At 65.4% G+C, this 21398-nt stretch carries 22 protein-coding genes; 17 read left to right on the forward strand and 5 right to left on the reverse strand.

The features are described 5' to 3' along the window. Positions 1-106: 106 nt before the first annotated feature. Entirely contained in the window at positions 107-298 is a 192-nt protein-coding gene (locus tag ACO07J_RS11925) for a hypothetical protein (protein WP_300894131.1), read from the forward strand. Positions 299-396: 98 nt separating this feature from the next. Here the strand turns inward: ACO07J_RS11925 and ACO07J_RS11930 are convergent, their stop codons facing one another. From ACO07J_RS11930 to tgt, 3 genes are all read right to left on the reverse strand, one after another. Further along, the gene (locus ACO07J_RS11930; RefSeq protein WP_422029099.1) at positions 397-837 is read right to left on the reverse strand and encodes an SRPBCC family protein; all 441 of its coding nucleotides are present in this window, start codon (positions 835-837) and stop codon (positions 397-399) included. Between the two features lie 212 nt (positions 838-1049). Beyond that, the gene (lon, locus tag ACO07J_RS11935; protein WP_422029101.1) at positions 1050-3458 is read right to left on the reverse strand and encodes an endopeptidase La; all 2409 of its coding nucleotides are present in this window, start codon (positions 3456-3458) and stop codon (positions 1050-1052) included. Between the two features lie 293 nt (positions 3459-3751). Further along, complete coding sequence (gene tgt, locus ACO07J_RS11940; RefSeq protein ID WP_422029103.1) at positions 3752-4879, reverse strand: tRNA guanosine(34) transglycosylase Tgt; 1128 nt, start codon at positions 4877-4879, stop codon at positions 3752-3754. Between the two features lie 134 nt (positions 4880-5013). On the opposite strand from tgt, the gene rimK reads away from it, so the two are divergent. The 6 genes from rimK to tpiA all read left to right on the forward strand — a co-directional run bounded on the left by rimK (position 5014) and on the right by tpiA (position 9527). After that, complete coding sequence (gene rimK / locus ACO07J_RS11945) at positions 5014-6438, forward strand: 30S ribosomal protein S6--L-glutamate ligase (RefSeq protein ID WP_422029105.1); 1425 nt, start codon at positions 5014-5016, stop codon at positions 6436-6438. A gap of 75 nt (positions 6439-6513) precedes the next feature. After that, on the forward strand, positions 6514-6876 hold the full coding sequence (locus tag ACO07J_RS11950) for an SUF system Fe-S cluster assembly protein (protein WP_422029107.1): 363 nt from the start codon (positions 6514-6516) through the stop codon (positions 6874-6876). Between the two features lie 107 nt (positions 6877-6983). After that, positions 6984-7622, forward strand: coding sequence for a hypothetical protein (locus ACO07J_RS11955; protein ID WP_422029109.1), 639 nt, complete (start codon positions 6984-6986; stop codon positions 7620-7622). After that, complete coding sequence (locus tag ACO07J_RS11960; protein WP_422029111.1) at positions 7619-8338, forward strand: DUF3307 domain-containing protein; 720 nt, start codon at positions 7619-7621, stop codon at positions 8336-8338. The genes ACO07J_RS11955 and ACO07J_RS11960 overlap by 4 nt, the downstream gene beginning before the upstream one ends. Positions 8339-8367: 29 nt before the next feature. Further along, complete coding sequence (locus ACO07J_RS11965) at positions 8368-8718, forward strand: HesB/IscA family protein (protein WP_300894123.1); 351 nt, start codon at positions 8368-8370, stop codon at positions 8716-8718. Positions 8719-8774: 56 nt separating this feature from the next. After that, positions 8775-9527, forward strand: coding sequence for a triose-phosphate isomerase (tpiA, locus tag ACO07J_RS11970; RefSeq protein ID WP_422029113.1), 753 nt, complete (start codon positions 8775-8777; stop codon positions 9525-9527). 54 nt (positions 9528-9581) lie between these two features. Here tpiA and ACO07J_RS11975 read toward each other — a convergent pair whose 3' ends face one another. Further along, positions 9582-10043 carry an Lrp/AsnC family transcriptional regulator gene (locus ACO07J_RS11975; protein ID WP_300894121.1) on the reverse strand — a complete coding sequence of 154 codons (462 nt, stop codon included), beginning with the start codon at positions 10041-10043 and terminating at the stop codon, positions 9582-9584. A gap of 146 nt (positions 10044-10189) precedes the next feature. Between ACO07J_RS11975 and cysG the strand changes: the two genes are divergently transcribed. The 6 genes from cysG to ACO07J_RS12005 all read left to right on the forward strand — a co-directional run bounded on the left by cysG (position 10190) and on the right by ACO07J_RS12005 (position 15631). Next, positions 10190-11584, forward strand: coding sequence for a siroheme synthase CysG (gene cysG / locus ACO07J_RS11980; RefSeq protein WP_422029115.1), 1395 nt, complete (start codon positions 10190-10192; stop codon positions 11582-11584). A 1-nt stretch (position 11585) separates the two neighbouring features. After that, positions 11586-11930 (forward strand): DUF2849 domain-containing protein, encoded by a 345-nt coding sequence (locus ACO07J_RS11985; protein WP_422029117.1) that lies wholly within the window; start codon positions 11586-11588, stop codon positions 11928-11930. Then, entirely contained in the window at positions 11923-13590 is a 1668-nt protein-coding gene (locus ACO07J_RS11990; protein WP_422029119.1) for a nitrite/sulfite reductase, read from the forward strand. Before ACO07J_RS11985 ends, ACO07J_RS11990 begins: the two co-directional genes overlap by 8 nt. Further along, positions 13577-14311: a phosphoadenylyl-sulfate reductase gene (locus ACO07J_RS11995; protein ID WP_422029121.1), complete on the forward strand. Its 735-nt coding sequence runs from the start codon at positions 13577-13579 to the stop codon at positions 14309-14311. The genes ACO07J_RS11990 and ACO07J_RS11995 overlap by 14 nt, the downstream gene beginning before the upstream one ends. Continuing rightward, positions 14308-14715, forward strand: a complete 408-nt coding sequence (locus ACO07J_RS12000; RefSeq protein WP_422029123.1) for a DUF934 domain-containing protein — start codon at positions 14308-14310, stop codon at positions 14713-14715. Before ACO07J_RS11995 ends, ACO07J_RS12000 begins: the two co-directional genes overlap by 4 nt. 70 nt (positions 14716-14785) lie before the next feature. Continuing rightward, positions 14786-15631 carry a ferredoxin--NADP reductase gene (locus ACO07J_RS12005; RefSeq protein ID WP_422029125.1) on the forward strand — a complete coding sequence of 282 codons (846 nt, stop codon included), beginning with the start codon at positions 14786-14788 and terminating at the stop codon, positions 15629-15631. A gap of 88 nt (positions 15632-15719) precedes the next feature. On the opposite strand, the gene ACO07J_RS12010 is transcribed toward ACO07J_RS12005, so the two are convergent. Next, a complete protein-coding gene (locus ACO07J_RS12010; protein ID WP_422029127.1) occupies positions 15720-16511 on the reverse strand; it encodes a translation initiation factor 3 in 792 nt (263 codons plus the stop codon). Positions 16512-16711: 200 nt separating this feature from the next. Here ACO07J_RS12010 and infC point away from each other — a divergent pair, with 200 nt between their 5' ends. The 4 genes from infC to ACO07J_RS12030 all read left to right on the forward strand — a co-directional run bounded on the left by infC (position 16712) and on the right by ACO07J_RS12030 (position 21244). Next, the gene (infC, locus tag ACO07J_RS12015) at positions 16712-17257 is read left to right on the forward strand and encodes a translation initiation factor IF-3 (RefSeq protein ID WP_422029775.1); all 546 of its coding nucleotides are present in this window, start codon (positions 16712-16714) and stop codon (positions 17255-17257) included. Positions 17258-17497: 240 nt separating this feature from the next. Beyond that, a complete protein-coding gene (locus tag ACO07J_RS12020; protein WP_422029129.1) occupies positions 17498-19204 on the forward strand; it encodes a peptide ABC transporter substrate-binding protein in 1707 nt (568 codons plus the stop codon). 74 nt (positions 19205-19278) lie between these two features. After that, positions 19279-20286 carry an ABC transporter permease gene (locus tag ACO07J_RS12025; RefSeq protein ID WP_422029131.1) on the forward strand — a complete coding sequence of 336 codons (1008 nt, stop codon included), beginning with the start codon at positions 19279-19281 and terminating at the stop codon, positions 20284-20286. Continuing rightward, positions 20279-21244, forward strand: a complete 966-nt coding sequence (locus ACO07J_RS12030) for an ABC transporter permease (RefSeq protein WP_422029133.1) — start codon at positions 20279-20281, stop codon at positions 21242-21244. The genes ACO07J_RS12025 and ACO07J_RS12030 overlap by 8 nt, the downstream gene beginning before the upstream one ends. Positions 21245-21398: the final 154 nt, after the last annotated feature.

Below are 21398 nucleotides of genomic sequence, written 5' to 3' on the forward strand. Positions count from 1 at the left end.
ATTATGCGGCAAGCCTACCGATTCTCTTGTCTTTTGACTACCTGCAAGTTGACGTGTGGTAGGTTCGCTTTTTAAATCCGACTAGATGTAGTATTGGGGGAATACCGTGAAAAAGACATTGGCTGCCGCCGCAATTGCCGCCCTTCTGGCTGCTGGAACCGCCCACGCGGGCTCGCTGAACGATACGGTCATCACGCCCGACGTGGTCATGGTCGACGCCGTCGACAATTCCTCGAATGTCGAGGGGCTGATCGCGGCCGTGGCGGTGATCGCCATCATCCTCGGCCCGTCGCTCTGACACTGGCGCAATGACACCGGCGCCCTGACAGGGGCGCCGCGACAACGACACCCCATAGCGCGCGGAAGCCGTTCCGCGCGCCGGGCCTCCGACACACCCTAGAACGCCCCCGTCTCCAGCAACCGCAGCCGCGGCTTGTGCCGCGCGCCGTAGAGGTACCGCGCCCAAAGCGCGAAGAGCCCGGTCAGCAGCCCCGCCTCGATCTCGATCCGGTCGGTCAGCCGGCTGCCCTCCGCCGTGGGCGTCACGCGCATCGTGTGCCGCCACGCCTTCACCCCCGCCCCCTTCTCGGACGATCGCAGGACCATCCGGTCGTCATCGCATTCCAGCACCTCCATGCGATAGGGCTGCTTCGGCAGCTTCCCGAACAGCGAGACCATGACGTCGATCTTCTGCCCCTCCCGCACCCGCCCCCCGGGCAGGCCCTCGAAGGTGACAACCCCCTCCATCACCCGCGCCAGCGCATCGTAATCCGTGGCCAGGGCCCACAGCCGTTCGGGCGCAACGGGATAGTCATGGGTCAGGTGTACGGTCTTCATCACGGCGGCTCCGGGTTGGCTGGTCGCCGCCCTTAAACCACGCCGCAACCGGCTTGTCCCGCCGATACGTGCCCCGTCCCTCCGGGCGCTTGCCAGACCCCAGGCCCGGGGCGGGCCACCATGCCCCGCAGGGTGGGTGACAACCCACCGCCCCCCAACAAGAAAGGGCGCCCCGCAGGACGCCCTTTCCCAACTCTCATCAACCCGAAGGATCAGTGCGCCACCGCGCCCGACCCCTCGCCGGATTTCCGCGCGGCCTCGGCCGCGGCGGCCTCCTCGGCGGCCTCGTCCCAATCGACGGGCTCCGGCGTCTTCACCAGCGCCAGCTTCAGCACGTCGCGCACGTGATCGACGGGCACGATCTTCAGCCCCTCCTTCACGTTGTCGGGGATCTCGGTCAGGTCCTTCTCGTTCTCCCGCGGGATCAGTACGGTCTTGATACCGCCCCGAAGCGCCGCGAGAAGCTTCTCCTTCAGCCCGCCGATCGGCAGCGCGTTGCCGCGCAGCGTCACCTCGCCGGTCATCGCGATATCCTTGCGCACCGGGATGCCCGTCAGAACCGAGACGATCGAGGTCACCATGGCAAGCCCCGCGCTCGGCCCGTCCTTGGGCGTCGCACCCTCGGGCACGTGCACGTGGATATCCCACTTCTCGAACTGCGGCGGCTTCACCCCGATTTCCGGCGCGATCGACCGGACATAGGAACTGGCCGCATCGATCGACTCCTTCATAACGTCGCCCAGCGTGCCGGTGGTCTTCATCCGGCCCTTGCCCGGCAGGCGCAGCGCCTCGATGTTCAGAAGCTCGCCGCCGACCGACGTATAGGCCAGCCCGGTCACGACACCGACCTGGTCACGCTCCTCGGCCAGGCCGAACTTGTACTTCTTCACGCCCAGGAAGTCGCCCAGGTTCTCGCGCGTCACCGTGATCGTCTCGTCCTTCTTGCGGATGATCCGGGTCACGGCCTTCCGCGCCACCTTGGCGATCTCGCGCTCGAGGTTCCGCACACCGGCCTCCCGCGTATAGAGGCGGATGATGTCGGTCAGCGCCTCGTCGGTCAGCTCGAACTCCTTCTTCTTCAGACCGTGGTTCTTGATCTGCTTCGGAACAAGGTGCTGCTTGGCGATCTCGCGCTTTTCGTCCTCGGTGTAGCCGGCCAGGGGGATGATCTCCATCCGGTCCTTCAGCGGCTCGGGCATGTTGTAGCTGTTGGCCGTGGTCAGGAACATCACGTTCGACAGGTCGTATTCCACCTCGAGATAGTGGTCCACGAAGGTCGAGTTCTGCTCCGGGTCCAGCACCTCGAGCATGGCACTTGCCGGGTCGCCGCGGAAGTCCTGCCCCATCTTGTCGATCTCGTCGAGCAGGATGAGCGGGTTGGTCGACTTGGCCTTCTTCAGCGCCTGGATGATCTTGCCCGGCATCGAGCCGATATAGGTCCGGCGGTGCCCGCGGATCTCGCTTTCATCGCGCACGCCGCCAAGGCTGATGCGGATGAACTCGCGCCCCGTGGCCTTCGCCACCGACTGGCCGAGCGACGTCTTGCCCACGCCAGGAGGGCCGACAAGGCACATGATCGGGCCTTTCAGCTTCTTGGAACGCTGCTGAACCGCCAGGTACTCGACGATCCGCTCCTTGACCTTCTCGAGCCCGTGGTGATCGGCGTCGAGGATCTCCTCGGCGCGGCTCAGGTCCTTCTTGACCCGGCTCTTCTTGTTCCACGGAATGCTCAGCATCCAGTCGAGGTAGTTGCGAACGACCGTCGCCTCGGCGCTCATCGGGCTCATGTTCTTGAGCTTCTTCAGCTCGCCCTCGGCCTTCTCGCGCGCCTCCTTCGACAGCTTGGTCTCGGCGATCTTCTCTTCCAGCTCGGCAATCTCGCCCTCGCCGTCCTCGCCGTCGCCCAGCTCCTTCTGAATGGCCTTCATCTGCTCGTTCAGGTAGTACTCGCGCTGGGTGCGCTCCATCTGGCTCTTGACGCGGGTCTTGATCTTCTTCTCGACCTGCAGAACGCTCATCTCGCCCTGCATCAGGCCATAGACCTTCTCCAGCCGCTCGCTCACGCTCAGCGTCTCCAGAAGCTCCTGCTTCTGCGCCACCTCAATGCCGAGGTGACCGGCCACGAGATCGGCCAGCTTCGCGGGCTCCTCGCTCTCGGCCACGGCCGACAGCGCTTCCTCGGGGATGTTCTTCTTGACCTTGGCGTAGCGCGCGAACTCGTCCGTCACCGTGCGCAGCAGCGCGGCGATGGTGGCGGCGTCGCCCGGCATCTCGTTGAGGTACTCGGCCTTCGCCTCGAAGAAGTCCTCGTTCTCGAGGTAATCGGTGATGCGCACGCGCGCCACCCCCTCGACCAGCACCTTGACGGTGCCGTCGGGCAGCTTCAGCAGCTGCAGCACGTTGGCCAGCACCCCGGTGCGATAGATCCCGTCGGCGGTCGGATCGTCCTCGCTCGGGTCGACTTGGCTCGACAGCAGGATCTGCTTGTCGTCCTGCATGACCTCTTCCAGCGCCCGGACCGATTTCTCGCGGCCCACGAAAAGCGGCACGATCATGTGGGGAAAGACCACGATGTCACGCAGCGGCAGCACCGGGTAAGAGTTATTGAGGGGTTCTTGCATGCTCTTGTCCTGTTCTTGGCAAGACGGCTCCGGCCCCGTTTATCGGCAGCCCCGTCCGTCTCCGTTTCCAGAAGGTTAATCTGGGGCGGTTCCACCCTTCTTTCAACCTTCGTTGCGACAACCATGCCCCGCTGTGACACCGGGGGCAAGCGGCAAATCCCCAGCTTTTTCAGGGCCCCCGGCGCGGCTGCGCAACCCGGTCACAGCTACGTGCGCGCGTGCGCAGGGGCGCCATTCGAAGTCTTTGAAAGACTTCGCCCCGCATTCTTTTCAAGAATGCGCCCCCCGCCCCTTCAAACCGGCTCGATATCCCCCTCGGCGCGACCCGCATGGAACGCCGCCTCCCATTCCGCGAAGGTGCCCGCCGCGATGGCGCCGCGCATCCCCTCCATGATCTGCTGGTAGTAATGCAGGTTGTGCCAGGTCAGCAGCATCGAGCTGATGATCTCCTGGCTGCGGAAGACGTGGTGCAGGTAGGCGCGGGAATAATTCCGGCAAGCCGGACAGGTGCAGTCCTCGTCCAGCGGCCGCGGGTCGTCCATGTGCCGCGCGTTCTTGATGTTGACCTGCCCCCGCCGCGTCCACGCCTGCCCCGTCCGGCCAGAGCGCGAGGGCAGCACGCAATCCATCATGTCGATCCCGCGCTTCACGGCGCCCACGATATCATCCGGCTTGCCCACCCCCATCAGGTAGCGCGGCCGGTCCTCGGGCAGCATCCCCGGCGCGTAATCCAGCACGCCGAACATCGCCTCCTGCCCCTCGCCCACGGCCAGCCCGCCGACCGCGTAGCCGTCGAAGCCGATCTCCACCAGCTTCTCGGCGCTCTCGGCGCGCAGCTCCTGCGTCACGCCCCCCTGCTGGATGCCGAAAAGCGCGTGTCCGGGCCGATCGCCGAACGCCTCCTTCGACCGGGCCGCCCACCGCATCGACAGCCTCATGCTCTCGGCCACGGCCTCCTCGCTCGCGGGCAGCGCCGGGCATTCATCGAAACACATCACGATATCCGAGCCCAGCAACCGCTGGATCTCCATCGACCGCTCCGGCGTCAGCTCATGCTTCGAGCCGTCGATATGGCTCTTGAAGGTCACCCCCGCCTCGGTCAGCTTCCGCAGACCGGCCAGGCTCATCACCTGGAACCCGCCGCTGTCGGTCAGGATCGGCCGCTCCCAGTTCATGAACCGGTGCAGCCCGCCCAGCCGCGCCACCCGCTCCGCCCCGGGGCGCAGCATCAGGTGATAGGTGTTGCCCAGCAGGATATCCGCCCCGGTCTCGCGCACGCTTCCGGGCAGCATCGCCTTGACCGTGCCGGCGGTGCCCACCGGCATGAAGGCCGGCGTCCGGATCTCGCCCCGCGGCGTGGAGATCACCCCGGTCCGGGCCGAACCGTCGGTGGCGTTCAGGGAAAAGGAAATTCTCGTCATGGCGGCCCAAATGCACCGGATTTTCCGGTTTGCCAAGTCATCCTTGTTTCGCATCCCCATCCATGCTGGTATCGAGCGCGCAGGGCCAAAGGCGCGTCAAGACGCCCGCAACAACGACATGAGGGGAGAGGTTCATGACCCAATCCGAAACGCCGGAAACACTGCAGTTCGGATGGGAAGAATGGATATCGCTCCCCGATCTGGGCGTTCCCGCCCTGCGTGCCAAGGTGGATACCGGGGCCCGCACCTCGGCCCTTCACGCCTTCGATATCGAGACATTCGGCACCCAGGCCCGGCCCAAGGTGCGCTTTACCGTCCACCCCATCCCCGGGCGCGACGACCTGGTGATTCCCTGCTCCGCCAATATCGTCGACCGGCGCGAGGTTGCCTCGTCGAACGGCGAGAAGGAGATGCGCTACGTCATCGAAAGCACCCTCCTGGTCAACGGCCAGAAATGGCCCATCGAGATCACGCTCACCAACCGCTCCTCCATGACCTCGCGGATGCTGCTCGGGCGGCAGGCGATGAAGGATCACATCTCGATCGCCGCCACCGACCGCTTCCTGCAACCGGAACTCAGCTACGACGTCTACCACACCTCCCGCATGCGCGAGGTGGCGCCGAAACGGGCGCTGCGCATCTGCGTGCTCAGCCGGGAAGACAACTACTCCACGCGCCGCCTCGTCGAAGAGGGCGAGAAACGCGGCCACGCGGTTGAAGTCATCAACACAACCCGTTGTTATATGGCGATTAACACGCTGGCCCCCGAAGTGCATTACGACGGCAAGCGCCTGCCCCGTTTCGACGCGGTGATCCCCCGCATCGGCGCCTCGATCACCCCCTACGGCGCCGCCATCATCCGCCAGTTCGAAACCATCGGCACCTACTGCGTCAACGGCGCCGCCGGCATTTCCGCCAGCCGCGACAAGCTCTACGCCCACCAGATCATGGCCCGCGCCCGCATCGGCATGCCCAACACCGCCTTTGCCAGCTCGCCCCGCGACACCGCCAACATCATCAGCCTCGTCGGCACCACGCCCCTCATCGTCAAGCTGCTGGAATCGACCCAAGGCAAGGGCGTCGTCCTCGCCGAAACCAAGAAGGCCGCCGAATCCGTCATCGACGCCTTCCGCGGCCTCAAGGCCAACTTCCTCGTGCAAAGCTTCGTCAAGGAGGCGGCGGGCGAGGATATCCGCTGCCTCGTCATCGGCGGCAAGGTCGTGGCCTCAATGAAACGCACCGGCGCCGAGGGCGATTTCCGCTCCAACCTGCACCGCGGCGGCACCGCCAAATCGGTCCGCATCACCAAGGAGGAACGCGAAACCGCCGTCCGCGCCGCCCGCGCCTTCGACCTCAACATGGCCGGCGTCGATCTTCTGCGCTCGGAAAGCGGGCCCAAGGTGCTCGAGGTCAACTCCTCCCCCGGTTTCGAGGGCATCGAGACCTCCACCGGCAAGAACATCGTCGGCAAGCTCTACGAACAGATCGAGGCCCGCGTCCGCCCCGTTCCGATCCGCCGCCGCAAGACCACGCCGGGCAGCGCGGCCAAGGATTCCTGACGCCCCGCCCCCTCTGGACGCCGCCGCCGATAAATCCTATATGTTCTCTCAGGATAGGAACGTCAGGAATACCCGATGACTCAGAGCCCGGAACCGCTCGAGGGCACCCCTCTCATCGCACCGTCCAGCACGGAACACCCGCTCTACGAGCCGGTGGTCGAGGCATGCCGTTCCGTCTACGACCCTGAAATCCCTGTGAATATCTACGATCTCGGGCTGGTCTACACGATCGACATCGACAGTGAGAACGCCGTTCGCGTGATCATGACGCTGACCGCGCCGGGCTGCCCGGTGGCCGGCGAAATGCCCGGCTGGGTCGCCGACGCGATCGAGCCGCTGGAAGGCGTCAAGCATGTCGACGTCGAACTCACGTGGGAGCCGCCCTGGGGCATGGACATGATGTCCGACGAGGCAAGGCTCGAACTGGGCTTCATGTAAAAGCAAGCCTTTTGGCTTGCATCCCGTCCAAGCAAGCTTTTTCACTTGCTTTATCCGAAAGCAACCCTTATAACTTGCATGCCCCGAATGCAAAGGATTCTGCTTTCATGCCCCGCGTGCAGGCTGTCTTCACCGGCGATCTGATCGGCTCCCGCGACGCCCCTGCCGCGGCGGTCGAAGCCGCCATGGACAGCCTGAAGAGTGCTGCGCAATCCATTGAAACCACTCACGGTTTCTCGGCCCGCTTCACCCGCAACCGTGGCGATGGTTGGCAGATCCTCCTGCCCGACCCGCACCTCGCCCTCCACGCATTCCTCGCCCTTGCCGCCACCCTGCGCGCGGCCGATACCGGGCTCGCCACCCGCATCGCCATCGGCCTCGGCCCGGTCGACACCCCCGGCACCGCCGACCTCTCCGACGCCGCCGGCGCGGCCTTCGTCACCTCCGGCGACCTGCTCGAAACCCTCGATACCGAAACCGCCGCCATCGCCGGCCACGGCGTCACCGACTGGCAGCGCGGCGTCATCGCGCTCGCCGACTGGATCGTCAGCGGCTGGACCGCCCAACAGGCCGAGGCGGTCGCCCTCACCCTGCTCGAGCCCACCCACACCACCAATGCCGAACGGGCCCGCACCCTCGGCATCAGCCGCCAGGCCTTCGAGGCGCGCCTCAAGGGCTCCGGCCTCTCCGCCTTCGCCCATGCGCGCAGCGCCTTCCAGACCCACGATTTCGAGGCCCCCGCATGATCGAGACCTTCACCGCCCTCCTCTTCGCCCATGCGCTGGCCGATTTCCTGTTCCAGACCAACTGGATCAACGCGAACAAGCACCGCCCCCACGTGATGCTCCTGCATGGCGCCATCGTGCTGGTCACCGCGCAGGCCTCCATAGGCCGCGCGGACGCGCCCGAACTCCTCGCGCTGGCCGCCGCCCACCTCGTGATCGACGGCCTCAAGACATGGGGCGGCTTCACCTCCCTCACCGCCTACATCACCGACCAGGCCGCCCATATCGCCACCATCGCCGCGGTGGCGGCCTTTGCCCCCGGCCTCTGGGCCTCGGGGCCTTGGGCCGCCTATCCGCCCCTCCTGCCGCTCATGGCGCTGGGCGCGGGGCTGATCCTCACCCTCATCGCCGGGCAATACGCCGTCAGCCTGCTGATGCAACGGCACGGCGCCCGCATCCGCAGCGCCGGCCTCCGCCTCGGCGGGCAACAGATCGGCCTGCTCGAACGCGGGCTCATCTTCCTCTTCCTCCTCACCAATCACCCGATCGGCGTGGGCTTCCTGATCGGCGCCAAGTCGCTCCTGCGCTTCGGCACCGCCACCAAGGACCAGCGCACCGCCGAATACGTCATCATCGGCACGCTCGCCTCCTTCGGCTGGGCCATTGTTGTGGCGCTCGCCACGCAGTCGCTTCTCTCGGCGCTTCCCGCCCTTGAGATCGGCGCATCGCGGCCTTAGATTCCCGGACAGGACAAAAGGAAACACGCATGTTCGGCATTCCCGGAAAACAGGCGGTCACCATGACCCCGACAGCCGCGTCACAGATCGCCAAGCTGATGAGCAAGGGCGACACCAAGGGCCTGCGCATCGGCGTCAAGAAAGGCGGCTGCGCGGGCATGGAATACACCATGGATTACGTGACCGAGGTCGACCCCAACGACGAGGTCGTCGAACAGGACGGCGCGCGCGTGATGATCGCGCCGATGGCCCAGATGTTCCTCTTCGGCACCGAGATCGACTACCAGACCTCGCTGCTCGAATCCGGCTTCGTCTTCAACAACCCCAACGTGACCGAGGCCTGCGGCTGCGGCGAATCGATCAAGTTCGAGGGCATGTGAGGATTGCACCCCAACCCCTCCCGATCTAAGAAAAAAGAAAACGAGAGGGCACTGGGATGATGCGCAAGCTGGCCGCCGGCAACTGGAAGATGAACGGAACCCGCGCGGCCCTGGCCGAGCTGGAGAAGATCGCCGCCGCCCACCCCGAGGCGGCTGTCGACATCCTCGTCTGTCCCCCCTTCCAGCTCCTGGCCCAGGCCGCGGACATCGCCGCCAGTAGCCCCGTCGCCATCGGCGCTCAGGACTGCCATAACGAGACCTCGGGCGCCCACACCGGCGACATCTCCGCCGCCATGCTTGTCGATACCGGCGCGACGGCGGTGATCGTCGGCCATTCCGAACGCCGCGAAGACCATAACGAGACCAGCGCGCTTGTCCGCGAAAAGGCCCGCACGGCCATCGAGGCGGGCCTCACCGCCATCATCTGCCTCGGCGAATCCGAGGCACAGCGCGACGCCGCCAACACGCTCGACATCATCGCCGGCCAGCTTGCCACCTCCGTCCCCGACATCACCACCGGCGTCAACACCGTCATCGCCTACGAACCGGTCTGGGCCATCGGCACCGGCAAGACCCCCACGACCGAGCAGATCGACGAGGTGCACGATTTCATTCGCGCCCGCCTCGTCCGCCGCTTCGGAGAGACCGAAGGCCGCGCCGTCCGGCTGCTCTACGGCGGGTCGGTCAAACCGGGCAACGCGGCCGAGATCTTCGCCACCGACAATGTCGACGGCGCGCTGGTCGGCGGCGCCAGCCTCAAGGCCGAGGATTTCTCGCCCATCATCAAGGCGTTGGAAGCCACGGCTTAAGTGCCGGGCGGTGCATCGCACCGACGCAATACCGACAAAATACCGACGTCTGCATCACAGCGGCAGCATGGTGGTCGACTTGATCTCTTCCATCGACAAAAGCGCCGTCACGTTATGCACCTTCACCTCGGAAATCAGCGCCTGGTAGAACGTGTCATAGGCCCGCGCATTGGCCACGACGACCTTTAGAATATAGTCGATATCACCGGCCAGCCTGTGCGCCTCCTGCACCTCCGGGCGGTCCTTTAACGCCTTGAGAAACCTTGCCTGCCATTCCGCGTCATGTTCCGACGTGCGGATCAGCACGAAGAAACACGCCTCGAACCCCAGGGCTTCAGCATCCAGCAAGAAAGTCTGCTGCCGGATCACCCCGCCCTCGCGCATCTTGCGAATCCGGTTCCAAACGGGCGTCTTGGAACTGCCCACCGCCTTGGCGATGTCGTCCAGCGACTGCCCGCCGTCGCGCTGCAATTCCACAAGGATTTTCCGGTCGAGCTCGTCGAGGCGAACAGCCATTCCTGATTTGTCCTTCCACTGGAACATTCCATCCGGCCTGCCGCCAAACTGGAACATATGTCCTTATTTCCTTCCGCGTATGGCGGATAACCGGGAATATTTTCTATATAGAGGAGGAAGTCAATCGCAACGCGGAGACGGCACAGATGAAACATTTCCCGATCTTCATGGCGCTGGAAGGCCGCCGCGTCGCCCTCTCGGGCGGCGGAGAGGCGGCACTGGCCAAGCTGCGCCTGCTGATGAAGACCGAGGCAGAGCTTGCCGTCTTCACCCCCGCCCCCGCGCCCGAGATCGAGGCCTGGGCCGCCGAAGGCCGCCTGACCCTCACCCGCCGCGCACTCGAACCCGGCGACACCGCCGGCGCCGTGATGTTCTACGCCGCAGACGAGGACGAAACCGAAGACGCCCGCACCGCCGCCATCGCCACGGCCGACGGCGCGCTCGTGAACATCGTCGACAACCTCGAAGACAGCCAGTTCATCACCCCCGCCATCGTCGACCGCGACCCCGTGACCGTGGCCATCGGCACCGAGGGCGCCGCCCCCGTTCTGGCCCGCGCCATCAAGGCCGATCTCGAGGCGCGCCTGCCCGCCACGCTGGGCACGCTCGCCCGCATCGGCAAGGGCTTCCGAAAGGCCGTCGAGGTGCTGCCCTTCGGTCGCCGCCGCCGCGATTTCTGGGCCGACTACTACTTCAACGCCGGCCCCCGCGCCATGGATGACGGCGGCGAAGGCGCCGTGAAGGACGCCCTTCAAACCCTTCTGACCAAACATGAAAACGCGACCGACCGCGAAGGTCACGTGGCCTTCGTCGGTGCCGGCCCGGGCGATCCGGAGCTGCTGACGCTCAAGGCCCGCAAGGCGCTCGACACCGCCGACGTGGTCATCCACGACCGGCTCGTCACGCCCGAGATCCTCGAACTTGCCCGCCGCGAGGCGGTGCTGATCGACGCCGGCAAGGAAGGCTTCGGCCCCTCCATGAGCCAGGAGGAAATCAGCCGCCTGATCGTCGAGCACGGGTCAAAAGGCGCGCAGGTCGTCCGCCTCAAGGGCGGCGACCCCACCATCTTCGGCCGCCTCGACGAGGAGATCGACGCCGTCGACGCCGCCGGCCTGGGCTGGCACGTCGTCCCCGGCATCACCGCCGCCTCGGCCTCCGTCGCCGCCATCGGCCAGAGCCTGACGAAGCGTACGCGCAATTCCTCCGTCCGCTACCTCACCGGCCATGACATGAAGGGTTTCGCCGACCACGACTGGAAGGCACTGGCCCGCCCGGGCGAGGTCGCGGCGATCTACATGGGCAAGAAATCCGCCCGCTTCATCCAAGGTAGGCTGATCATGCACGGCGCCGACAGGGCCACGCCCGTCACCGTGATCGAGAACGCCTCGCGCCCCGATCAGCGGGTGCTCTCCACCACGCTCGACCGGCTGCCGCAGGACCTAACCGAGGCCGGCCTCACCGGCCCCGCGCTCACCTTCTACGGCCTCGCCCCCCGCGCGGCACAGGCCGAGCTTTCCCAAGCCGAACAGGAGCTTGCCTGACATGGCCAAACCATTCACCCCCAAGGTCGTCACGGCCAACGCCCTGATCGAGGGCGACGTGGTCTACCTCGCCGCCGATGACAGCTGGACCCGCGAGCTCTCCCAGGCCGAGCTGCTCGAAGACGAGGCCGTCGCCGACGAACGCCTGCTCTTCGCCTCGGCCCAGACCGAGACGGTCGTGGGCGTCTACCTCGCCGACGCGACGCCGGGCGAAAACGGCCCCGAACCCACCCATTTCCGCGAGGATTTCCGGCGCACCGGCCCCTCCAACTATTTCCACGGCAAGCAATCCGAAGGGCCGGCCAAATCCGCCGCCCCCGAGCAGGAGACGCAGACCCATGTATGACTATACCGAATTCGACGCCGCCTTCGTGGCCGAGCGCAACCGCCAGTTCCGCGCCCAGGTCGAGCGCCGCGTCGCCGGCCACCTGACCGAGGACGAGTTCAAGCCGCTTCGCCTGATGAACGGCCTCTACCTGCAGCTTCACGCCTACATGCTGCGCGTGGCCATCCCCTATGGCACGATCAACAGCCGCCAGATGGACCAGCTCGCCTACATCGCCGAGACGTGGGACAAGGGTTATGGCCATTTCACCACCCGCCAGAACATCCAGTACAACTGGCCCAAGCTGCCGGACGTGCCCGACATGCTGGATGCGCTGGCCGAGGTGAACATGCACGCCATCCAGACCAGCGGGAACACCATCCGCAACGTCACCGCCGACCATTTCGCCGGTGCCGCGGCGGATGAGGTGGCCGACCCGCGCCCGGTGGCCGAACTGCTGCGCCAATGGTCGACCGACCACCCGGAGTTCCAGTTCCTGCCCCGCAAGTTCAAGATCGCCGTGACCGGCGCCGAGAACGACCGCGCGGTCATCAAGGCCCATGACATCGGCATCCAGATCGTCGACCGCGACGGGGACCTCGGATACCGCGTCGTCGTCGGCGGCGGCCTTGGCCGGACGCCAATGATCGGCAAGGTGCTGAACGACTTCGTGCCGCAGGAAGACCTGCTGCCCTATGTCGAGGCCATCGTCAGCGTCTGGAACCTGCTGGGCCGGCGCGACAACAAGTACAAGGCGCGCATCAAGATCACCGTGCATGAGCATGGAATCGAAGACATTCGTGCCCGTGTCGAGGAGCGTTTCAAGGCGATCCGCCCGGCCTTCACCGGCATCGACGTGCAGCTCTTCGAGGAGATCAAGCAGGCCTTCGCGGCGCCGGCCTTCCGCGAGGACAGCACCGCCGTCTACGAGACCGCCTACAAGACCGACCCGATCTTCCGCGCCTGGGCCGACACCAACCTGGCCCAGCACCGCGCGCCGGGCTATGCCATCGTGCAGATCAGCCTCAAGGCCCACGGCGCCACCCCGGGCGACGCCTCGGCCGAGCAGATGCGCGTGATGGCCGAGATTGCCCGCAAGTACGGCCATGACGAGCTGCGCATCAGCCACGAGCAGAACGTGATCCTGCCGCATGTCCACAAGTCCGACCTGCCGGCCATCCACGCCACGCTCAAGAAGCACGGGCTCGCCACGGCGAATATCGGCCTCATCTCCGATATCATCGCCTGCCCCGGCATGGATTACTGCGCGCTGGCCACCGCCCGCTCGATCCCGATCGCGCAAGAGATCGCCACCCGTTTCGACGAGCTCAAGCTCGAGCATGAGATCGGCGACATGAAGATCAAGATTTCCGGCTGCATCAACGCCTGCGGCCACCACCACGTGGGCCATATCGGCATCCTCGGGCTGGATCGCGCGGGCGTCGAGAACTACCAGATCACGCTGGGCGGCGACGGCACGCAGGACGCGGCCATCGGCACCCGCACCGGCCCCGGTTTCTCGGCCGACGAGATCATCCCGGCGGTCGAACGGATCGTCTACGCCTACCTGGAACTGCGCGACGGCCCGCAGGAGACCTTCCTGCAAGCCTATCGCCGCGTCGGAATGGAGCCGTTCAAGGCTGCCCTCTACGAGAAGGCCGAGGCCTATGCCGCTGAATGATCTGGATAGAACCGTCGCCAGCCTGAACGAGCGCTACCGCCACCACTCGGCGACGTCCGTTCTGGCCCACGCCCTGCGCGACCCCGATGCCGGCGACCTGGCACTGGTGTCGAGCTTCGGTGCCGAATCCGTCGTGCTTCTGCACATGGTCTCGGTCGCCAAGCGCGACACGCCGGTGATCTTCCTGGACACGCAGCTTCTGTTTGCCGAAACGCTGGTCTACCAGCAGGAGGTCAGCGAGCGGCTGGGCCTGACGGATGTGCGCGTGATCCACGCCGATCAGGCCGCGCTGGCCCGCACCGACCCCGACCAGACGCTGCACCAGCGCGACACCGATGCCTGCTGCGACCTGCGCAAGACGGTGCCGCTCCAAAAGGCCCTTGCCCCGTTCGACGGCTGGATCACCGGTCGCAAGCGGTTCCACGGCAACGGCCGCGAGGCGCTGGAGTTCTTCGAGGTCGAGCCCGGCACCGGCCGGATCAAGGTCAACCCGCTGGCCCACTGGCGCCGCGAGGACGTGCAGACCTACATGGAAGAAAACCGCCTGCCGCGCCATCCGCTGGTCGCCAAGGGCTACCCGTCGATCGGCTGCATGCCCTGCACCTCGCCCGTGAAGGAAGGTGAAGACATTCGCGCAGGCCGTTGGCGCGGCGAAGAAAAATCCGAGTGCGGCATCCATTTCGTGGATGGCAAGCTCGTCCGGACAGGAGTGAACGCATGACCGTAATCGTGACCGACACAGGCTTCGCGCCCGATGGCTTCAACGGCGGTTTCGTCGCGCTGGAAGAGGCGCCGAACGGCGCCCCGGCGCTCGACCTGCCCTCCGACACCGACCCGGCCACCCTCACGGGTCGGCTGGACGGGGTCGAGGCCATCCGCGTCGATTTCCCCAGCTTCGCCGACGGGCGCGGCTTCACCATCGCCCGCCAGCTTCGGCTGATGGGCTTCGCCGGCCGCCTCCGCGCCCGCGGCCACGTCATCGCCGACCAGTACGCCATGGCCCGCCGCGCCGGCTTCGACGAGGTGGAAATCTCCGACGAGCTCGCCGCACGCCAGCCGGAAGACCAGTGGACATTCCGCGCCAACTGGCAGGCCCACGACTACCAGGCCCGCCTGCGCGGATAACGCCCCTTCACCTCGACGCCCTCAACGATTAACAGAAGGTGCCGGTTCATAAGGCCGGCAGGATGCATTGATGAACGAGACCGTAACCGTGACCGAAGCCAAGGCCGTGAAAGTTCCCACCCTGCCCGACGCGCAGACCGTGACAGAAGTGAAGCACTGGACGGACCGGCTGTTTTCCTTCCGCGTGTCGCGCCCTGCCAGCCTGCGCTTCCGCTCGGGCGAGTTCGTGATGATCGGGCTGATGCAGAAGGACGAGAAGACCGGCAAGGAAAAGCCGCTGTTGCGGGCCTATTCCATCGCCTCTCCGTCCTGGGATGACGAGCTGGAGTTCTATTCGATCAAGGTGCAGGACGGCCCGCTCACCTCGCGCCTGCAGCACATCCAGCCGGGCGACCAGATCATCCTGCGGCCCAAGCCCGTGGGCACGCTGGTGCATGACGCGCTGCTGCCCGGCAAGCGCATCTGGTTCTTCGCCACCGGCACCGGGTTCGCGCCCTTCGCCTCGCTCCTGCGCGATCCGCAGACCTACGAGGATTACGACGAGGTGATCATCACCCACACCTGCCGCGAGGTGGGCGAGCTGCAGTACGGTCATGACCTGATCGAATCCATCCGCTCCGACGAGATGCTGGCGGAACTGATCGGCGAGGGCTTCCACGAGAAGCTGCGCTATTACCCCACCACCACCCGCGAGGAGAGCCCGAAGATGGGGCGCATTACCGACCTGATGCGCAAGGGCGAGGTGTTCGAGGACCTGGGCGTCGAGCCGCTTTCGCCCGAGACCGACCGCGCGATGGTCTGCGGCAACCTCGCCTTCAACCTCGAACTGAAAGAGATGCTCGAGGAATACGGCCTGCGCGAAGGCGCCAATTCCGACCCGAAGGAATATGTGGTCGAGAAGGCCTTCCTGGACTAACTTCGCCTCGCAATACTCTGATATTACAATATAAAACCCGCGCCGAAAATCTCGGCGCGGGTTTTCCTGTCATAGCGGACCGGTGGGATCAGAGCCCCAGCGCCTCCCGTACTGCGGTCAGCGCGGTTTCAAGCTGTTCGGGGTTCCCCGCAGCCTCGCGAAGCGTTTCGATCAGCACCGTGCGCCGAACCGCGTCGAGGTCCGAGGCCTCGATCAGCTCGATCGCCTGGTCGAGATCGAACCCGTTGACGCTCAACACCTCCTCGGCTTCGGCACCTTCCACCGCGGCCTCTCCTGCCACGGTCGCTCCGGTCTCGCTGTCGCCGGTGGTGTCCATCGATTCGTCCATCGCCTCCTGGGTCGCCTCGGCGGTGTCCTCCGCGGCCTCTTCGGTGGCCTCGGTCGATTGCGCGTCGGCCGGCTCGTCGATGGTAAGCTCGATGATCTCGTCCTCGGCCCTCTCCGCCGCCTCGGACGCCGTATCGGCCACGTCTTCGGCCATTTCCTCGACCGCCTGGGCGGCATTCTCCGCCGCTTCCCCGGCCACGTCAGCCGCCTCTTCGGCCGCCTCTGCAGCTTCCGCCGCGGCCTCCTCGGCCGCCTCGGCCGCCTCGTCTGCGGCCGCTGCCGTGTCCTCGGCCATGTCCCCGGTGGCCTCCTCGGCGGTGTCCGCCGCCTCTTCCGACGCCGTCGCGGCCGCATCGGCGGCCTCCTCGGCGCTTTCCCCGGTTGCGTCCGCGGCTTCGCCCGCATCCTCTGCGACCTCTTCGGCCGCCTCGTCACTCATCCCCAGCACCTCCTGCACCGATTTGCCGGTGAAAAGCAGGTATCCGCCGCCGATGACCAGAACAGCAATTATGATCCAGAGCAGGTTTCGCATGATCGTTCCTTTTGACAGTGCCAGCCTCCGCTTCCGGCGGCCTTCAGATTTCCAGTATCCACATGACTATCCTAGCAGAAAAGCCGCAAGGGAAAACCGGTCGGGTATCGGCCCCGAGCCGCTGATTTTGCAGCTTGAAACGCCCCTTACGGGACGCTACCTTGCGCACTCAAACATGGACGACATAAAGGAACGAAGCCATAGCCCGCAGACCCCACAACGCGCCCCCGACGCGCGACACCGGCCCCCGCGTCAACGATAAGATCCGTGCCCCCGAAATCCGCCTGATCGGCCCAGAGGGGGAAAATATCGGCGTGGTGACCCCAGAAAAGGCTATGGACCTGGCCTACGAGGCCGAACTCGATCTCGTCGAAATCTCGCCCAACGCCACGCCGCCGGTCTGCAAGATCATGGACTACGGCAAGTACAAGTACGAACAGCAGAAACGCGAATCCGAGGCGCGCAAGAAGCAGAAGGTCATCGAGGTGAAGGAGGTGAAGTTCCGCCCCAACACCGATACGCATGACTATGACGTGAAGATGCGCAACGTGGTCAAGTTCCTGGAACATGGCGACAAGGTGAAGGTCACCCTGCGATTCCGCGGCCGCGAAATGGCCCACCAGGATCTCGGCCGTGAACTGCTGCACCGGGTCGCCGGCGATGTCGAGGGAATCGGCAAGGTCGAGAACATGCCCAAGATGGAAGGGCGGCAGATGATCATGATCATCGCCCCGGCCAGCAAGTAACGCCACCTGACCCAACGTCGAACGATCGGAACCTCCCGCCTCCCGCGCGGGAGGTTTTGTTTTTACTGGATACAACCTGCACGGAATCGCTGACGGCGGAGATTGATGAACGGAAACCCTTGATATTCGCAGCATCTCCGTCAGTATCGCACTGCGAACCAACAAGAACGGACGGCACCGGATCAACGGCGCATCAACCGTAAAAGAGACGACAGATCGTCCAGCAAGGGAGGAACCATAATGACACTCAGAACTATCCTCATCGGGGGAATCGCCGCGTCGGCGCTGGCCCCCATGGCGCAGGCCGAGCGTGGCGAAGACGGCCAGGTCGGCATCATCTACTGGCAGGCGCCATCGATCATGAACCCCTACCTGTCCGGCGGCACCAAGGATCTCGAGGCCGCGAGCCTCGTGCTCGAACCGCTGGCGCGCTACAACGAGACCGGCGACATGGTCCCGTGGCTGGTCGACGAGGTGCCCACCGTCGAGAATGGCGGCGTATCCGAGGATCTGACCTCGATCACCTGGAAACTGACCGAGGGGCTGGTGTGGTCCGACGGCTCGCCCGTCACCTCGGAAGACGTGAAATTCAGCTGGGAATACTGCACCGCCGAGGGCGGCGGCTGTGCCCAGATCGAGAAATACGGCGGCATCGAAAGCATCGAGACCCCAGACGAGCTGACCGCCGTGGTCAAGTTCAAGAACCCCAAACCCTTCCCCTACACCGCCTTCGTGGGCGCCCAGTCGCCCATCCTGCAAAAGGCGCAGTTCGCCGATTGCCTCGGGCCCAAGGCACCCGAATGCACCGAACAGAACTTCAACCCGATCGGCACCGGCCCCTTCGTGGTGACGGATTTCCGGCCCAATGACGTGATCACGCTGGAAGCCAACGAGAATTACCGCGATCCCGAGAAACCGGCCTTCGCCTCGGTCGTCTTCAAGGGCGGCGGCGATGCCACTGCGGCGGGCCGCGCGGTGCTGGAGACGGGCGAATTCGATTACGCCTGGAATCTGCAGCTGGCGCCCGACGTGCTAGCCAACATGGAATCGGCCGGCAAGGGCCAGATCGTCTCGGGCTTCGGCACGCTGGTCGAACGGATCATGGTCAACCAGACCGACCCGTCCTCCGACCTGGGCGACCGCCGGGCGACGCTCGACCACCCGCACCCGTTCCTGACCGACAAGGCCGTGCGGCAGGCGCTTTCGATGGCGATCGACCGCGAATTGCTGGTCGAGATCGGCTATGGCGACGCGGGCCGGGTGACCTGCAACGTGCTGCCGGCGCCGGAAATCTACGCCTCCACCGCCAATGACGATTGTAAGGTGCAGGATATCGAGGGTGCCAAGGCCGTGCTGGAAGAGGCCGGCTGGACCGACACCAACGGCAACGGGGTCCGCGACAAGGACGGGGTCGAACTGTCGATGCTGTTCCAGACCTCGACCAACGCCGTGCGCCAGGATTTCCAGGCGCTGATCAAGCAGTGGTGGTCGGAAATCGGCGTCGAGGCCGAGCTGCGCAACATCGATGCCAGCGTCTTCTTCGGCGGCGACCCGGGCAGCCCGGATACGTTCCAGAAGTTCTTCGCCGATGTCGAGATGTACGCCAACAACTTCGACGGCACCGACCCCGAGGCGTATATGTCCAACTGGCATTGCGACCAGATCCCGGCGCCCGAGAACCAGTGGCAGGGCAACAACATGCCCCGTTTCTGCAGCGACGAATACAACGCCCTCGTCGATGAAATGCAGCAGACCGGCGAGCTCGAGAAGCGCGCGGAACTGGCCAAGGCGATGAACGACATGCTGATGCAGGAATACGTGATCATCCCGCTGGTCGATCGCGGCCGGGTCTCTGCCCATTCCAACAGCCTCGGCGGTGTCGTCCTCAACACCTGGGACAGCGAGCTCTGGAACGCGGCCGACTGGCACCGCAAGGACACCAACTGAACGCTTGCCACGACCGGGCGCGCGGGTTAGCCGCGCGCCCGACGCAAGGTGACTTTCAGAAGGTGTGCGGCTGAATGCTGACCTATACAATCCGCCGGCTTGTCCTGTCGGTCCCGACGCTGCTGTTCATCGCGCTCGTCATCTTCCTTCTGCTGGAACTGGCGCCGGGCGACCCGATGGCCCAGGTGCCGCTGACCGTCCCGCCGGAAGTGAAAGCCCAGATGCGCGAGGCGCTGGGGCTGGGCGAGCCCACCCATATCCGTTTCGGCAAGTGGCTGTGGCAGTTCTTCGTGGTCGAGCCGATGGTGCTGACCGACAACCTGTTCGGCACCGAACTGGCCGCCGACAAACAGCGCGTCATCAGCTGGCAGACCCGCTCGCCGGTGATGGACATCGTGGTCCAGCGGATGCCCCAGACGCTCTGGGTGGTGGCCATGGCCTACGTTGTCGGCGTGCTGATCGCCCTGCCCATCGGCATCTACTCGGCCTACCGGCAATATTCCGTCTTCGACCAGGTCGGCACCTTCATCACCATGGTAGGCTACTCTGTCCCGCCCTTCTTCTCGGGCGTGCTGGTCATCGTGATCTTCTCGGTCCAGCTGGGCTGGCTGCCCTCGATCTACGACACCACGCACCGGGTGGTCGACTGGAACACCTTCGTCATGCAGCTCAAGCAGATGGTCATGCCAGTCATGGTGCTTGCGCTGCAGACCACGGCACAGATCAGCCGCTTCATGCGCGCCTCGATGCTCGACAACCTCAACCAGGATTACGTGCGCACCGCCCGCGCCAAGGGCCTGTCCGAACAGATCGTGGTGCTGGTCCACGTGCTGCGCAACTCGATGATCCCGGTCGTCACCGTCATCGCGCTCGGCGTGCCGCAGATCTTCGGCGGCGCCATCATCACCGAGCAGATCTTCAAGGTGAACGGGCTGGGCCAGCTTCTGATCACCGCGATCCAGGCCAACGACCTGCCGATGGTCCAGACCGTCACCTTCATGCTGGCGGTGCTGATCGTGCTCTTCAACATCATTGCCGACCTGCTTTACGGCCTGCTCGACCCGAGGATCCGCTATGACTGATCCGAAACCCGAAAACCCGCAGCCGAAAACCCCGGCCCCCACCCCGCTGGGCGCGCTGAGCGATCCCCAGCCCGCGACCCCGCCGCGCAGCCAGTGGCGCGATGTCTGGGACCAGTTCAAGCACCACCGCGGCGCGCTGGCGGGCGGCATCCTCTTCCTGCTGATCGTCGTCGTGGTCTATCTCGGCCCGCTCGTCTGGCCGCTCGACGCCACCTATATCGACATCCGCGCCCGCAACCAGGGCCCGAGCTGGGCGCACCCGTTCGGCACCGACCAGCTTGGCCGCGACACGCTGGCCCGGATGATGGCGGGCGGTCAGGTCTCGATCGCCGTGGGGCTGACGGCGATGCTGCTGGCGCTCGGCCTCGGCAGCCTGATCGGCGTGCTGGCCGGGTTCTTCCGGCGGCTCGACGGGCCGCTCATGCGGCTGACCGACCTGTTCCTGTCCCTGCCCCTGCTGCCGCTTCTGCTGGTGATGGTGCTGCTCTTCCGGCAGGCGCTCAACACCACCTTCGGGCCGGAGACGGGGATCTTCATCCTGATCGTCTTCGCCATCGGCGTGACAAGCTGGATGCCCACCGCCCGCGTCGTGCGCGGCGACGTGCTGGCGCTGAAGGAACGGGAATTCGTGCTGGCCGCCCGCTCGATCGGAACGACCAATTTCAACCTGATCACCCGGCACGTGCTGCCCAACGTGCTCTCGCCGATCATGGTCTCGGCCACGCTCGGCATCGCCAACGCCATCATCACCGAATCCGCGCTCAGCTTCCTCGGCCTGGGCTTCCCGCCCGACTTCCCGACTTGGGGCCGCCTGCTGAACGACGCGACGGTCTACCTTCAGGATTACCCGGAACGGGTGTTCTGGCCGGGCCTGGCGATCTCGCTGACGGTGCTGTCGGTCAACTACCTCGGCGACGGGCTGCGCGACGCGCTCGACCCGCGTATCCGGGGGCGCTAGGCGAAAACGGTGGTCAACAGCAAATAAGGACCGCTTCACGCCGGACCCGGCAGAGGGAAAACGTTTCACCCCCGCCCCGGCGTCAACCGGAACACTGTTCCGCCGGGACGCGCAGAGGCGAACGGTTTCCCGAAACCCGGCAGATATTCACAGG

Source organism: Roseovarius sp. (assembly GCF_965228755.1).
Lineage (GTDB): Bacteria > Pseudomonadota > Alphaproteobacteria > Rhodobacterales > Rhodobacteraceae > Roseovarius.